At 53.9% G+C, this 3,072-nt stretch carries 1 tRNA gene and 2 rRNA genes (1 of these 3 running past the window's edge); all 3 read right to left on the bottom strand.

Annotation, left to right across the window (positions count from 1 at the left end):
- Position 1: 1 nt before the first annotated feature.
- Positions 2-78 (bottom strand) — tRNA-Met (locus ACI2I1_RS15515).
- A 120-nt stretch (positions 79-198) separates the two neighbouring features.
- Positions 199-313: ribosomal RNA gene (gene rrf / locus ACI2I1_RS15510) — 5S ribosomal RNA — on the bottom strand.
- A gap of 112 nt (positions 314-425) precedes the next feature.
- Positions 426-3,072, bottom strand: a 23S ribosomal RNA gene (locus tag ACI2I1_RS15505) (it continues 144 nt past the right edge of the window).

Raw genomic sequence — 3,072 nt, 5'->3', positions numbered from 1 at the left:
TTGGTTGCGGGGGTTGGATTTGAACCAACGACCTTCAGGTTATGAGCCTGACGAGCTACCGGACTGCTCCACCCCGCGGTACCGTTGTCTTTGGACGTTTGGTCCAGAGACGAAAAAGCCGCCGCTCGGGGATGCCCCGGCAGCGGCGTTTTTTGAAACTGTGAATGGGTTTATGTCCCGATGCCCGCCGGCTTTAATGCCTGGCGACGACCTACTCTTCCAGTGCTTGAGCACTAGTACCATCGGCGCTGTCCGGTTTCACGGCCGAGTTCGAGATGGGATCGGGTGGGTCACGGACGCTAAGGTCACCAAGCAATAGAGCTGGCGGACATGGGTTTAAATCGATGCGATACTGGGCGTTTATCCGGCCAGAGTTTCCTCCACCTTCAACTAGGCCACAGGGCTGTCGTTGATGGTATGGATCCTACAAGCGCGAAAAGAACTATTAGGACCGGTTAGCTACACGCATTACTGCGCTTCCACACCCGGCCTATCAACGTCGTGGTCTACGACGGTTCGAAGATACCTTATCTTAAGGGAGGCTTCCCGCTTAGATGCTTTCAGCGGTTATCCCGTCCGTACATAGCTACCCTGCGGCACCCTTGGCAGGATGACAGGTACACCAGAGGTACGTTCACCCCGGTCCTCTCGTACTAGGGGCAACTCCTTTCAAGTATCGACGCCCACGGCAGATAGGGACCAAACTGTCTCGCGACGTTCTGAACCCAGCTCACGTACCACTTTAATTGGCGAACAGCCAAACCCTTGGGACCTGCTCCAGCCCCAGGATGTGATGAGCCGACATCGAGGTGCCAAACGATTCCGTCGATATGAGCTCTTGGGAATCATCAGCCTGTTATCCCCGGCGTACCTTTTATCCGTTGAGCGATGGCCCTTCCACGAGGGACCACCGGATCACTATGACCGACTTTCGTCTCTGCTCGACTCGTCAGTCTCGCAGTCAGGCAGGCTTATGCCATTGCACTCTTGCAGACGGTTTCCAACCGTCCTGAGCCTACCATCGCGCGCCTCCGTTACTCTTTAGGAGGCGACCGCCCCAGTCAAACTACCCGCCACAGAGGGTCCCACTACCGGATAACGGTAGCTGGTTAGACATCAGAAAACAGCAGGGTGGTATTTCACCTATGGCTCCACGAGAACTGGCGCTCTCGCTTCAAAGCCTCCCACCTATGCTACACAACTCTTTCCTAATGCCACTCTGAAGCTGCAGTAAAGGTGCACGGGGTCTTTCCGTCTAACCGCGGGTACTCCGCATCTTCACGGAGAATTCAATTTCGCTGAGCATATCCTGGAGACAGTGGGGAAGTCGTTACGCCATTCGTGCAGGTCGGAACTTACCCGACAAGGAATTTCGCTACCTTAGGACCGTTATAGTTACGGCCGCCGTTTACTGGGGCTTCAATTCGGAGCTTGCACTCCTCCTCTTAACCTTCCAGCACCGGGCAGGCGTCACACCCTATACGTCGTCTTGAAGCCGACTTAGCAGAGTGCTGTGTTTTTGCTAAACAGTCGCTACCCCCTGGCCTGTGCCCCCTGAAAAGACTTGCGTCGATCCAGGGCCTCCTTCTTCCGAAGGTACGGAGGCAATTTGCCGAGTTCCTTCAGGATACTTCTCTCAAGCGCCTTGGTATACTCTACCTGACCACCTGTGTCGGTTTCGGGTACGGTCTATAGTGAAGAGGCTATTTCCTGGAACAACTTGGCTGCCCTCTCAATCCAATAAGAGAGAACAACTTCCGCCATCCGTCACACATCTTCAGGCCCACGAATATTTACGTGGTTCCCATCGACTACCCCCTTCGGGCTCGTCTTAGGGGCCGGCTAACCCTGCGCCGATTAGCGTTGCGCAGGAACCCTTGGTCTTTCGGCGACAGGGCATCTCACCCTGTTTGTCGCTACTCATGTCAGCATTCGCACTTCCGATACGTCCAGAGTCGGTTACCCTTCTCCTTCGCTCGCTTACGGAACGCTCCGCTACCGCTCAGAATGAATTCTGAACCCTAAGCTTCGGTGCATATCTTTAGCCCCGTTACATCTTCGCCGCAGGAACCCTTGTTTAGACCAGTGAGCTGTTACGCTTTCTTTAAAGGATGGCTGCTTCTAAGCCAACCTCCTGGTTGTTTTGGGATTCCCACATGCTTTCCCACTTAGATATGACTTGGGGACCTTAGCTGTAGGTTAGGGCTGTTTCCCTTTTGACGACGGACCTTAGCACCCGCCGTCTGTCTGCCGGATAAGACTCGATGGTATTCGGAGTTTGGTTAGGTTTGGTACCGCTCGCGCAGCCCTAGCCCATCCAGTGCTCTACCCCCATCGGCATACATCCGACGCTCTACCTCAATAGATTTCGCGGAGAACCAGCTATTTCCCGGCTTGATTGGCCTTTCACCCCTAAACACAGCTCATCCGAGAATTTTTCAACATTCACCGGTTCGGTCCTCCAGTGCGTGTTACCGCACCTTCAACCTGGCCATGCCTAGATCGCCGGGGTTCGGGTCTAATCCATCATACTCAGTCGCCCTATTCAGACTCGCTTTCGCTGCGCCTACACCTAACGGCTTAAGCTTGCATGGTAGATTAAGTCACTGACCCATTATGCAAGAGGTACGCTGTCACCCCCTATGGGGCTCCAACTGCTTGTAAGCATCCGGTTTCAGGTACTGTTTCACTCCCCTAATCGGGGTGCTTTTCACCTTTCCCTCACGGTACTGTGTTCGCTATCGGTCATGTGCGAGTATTTAGGCTTGGAGGGTGGTCCCCCCATGTTCAGACAGGATTTCACGTGTCCCGCCCTACTCGAATCTTCTTCGCTCACTTTCGCATACGGGGCTGTCACCCACTATGGCCACTCTTTCCAAAGTGTTTTGCTAATTAACGAAGAAGCATTGGCCTGGTCCCGGTTCGCTCGCCACTACTACGGGAATCTCTGTTGATGTCTTTTCCTCCAGGTACTGAGATGTTTCAGTTCCCCGGGTTCGCTTCACCAAACCTATGTATTCAGTCTGGTGATACCCTATCCACCTCTTTCCGATCGTCCGAAAACAATCGAAA

Origin of the sequence: Qipengyuania sp. NPDC077563 (assembly GCF_044901345.1) — a bacterium.
GTDB lineage: Bacteria > Pseudomonadota > Alphaproteobacteria > Sphingomonadales > Sphingomonadaceae > Qipengyuania > Qipengyuania aestuarii.
This window is presented reverse-complemented; position numbering and strand designations above follow the sequence as displayed.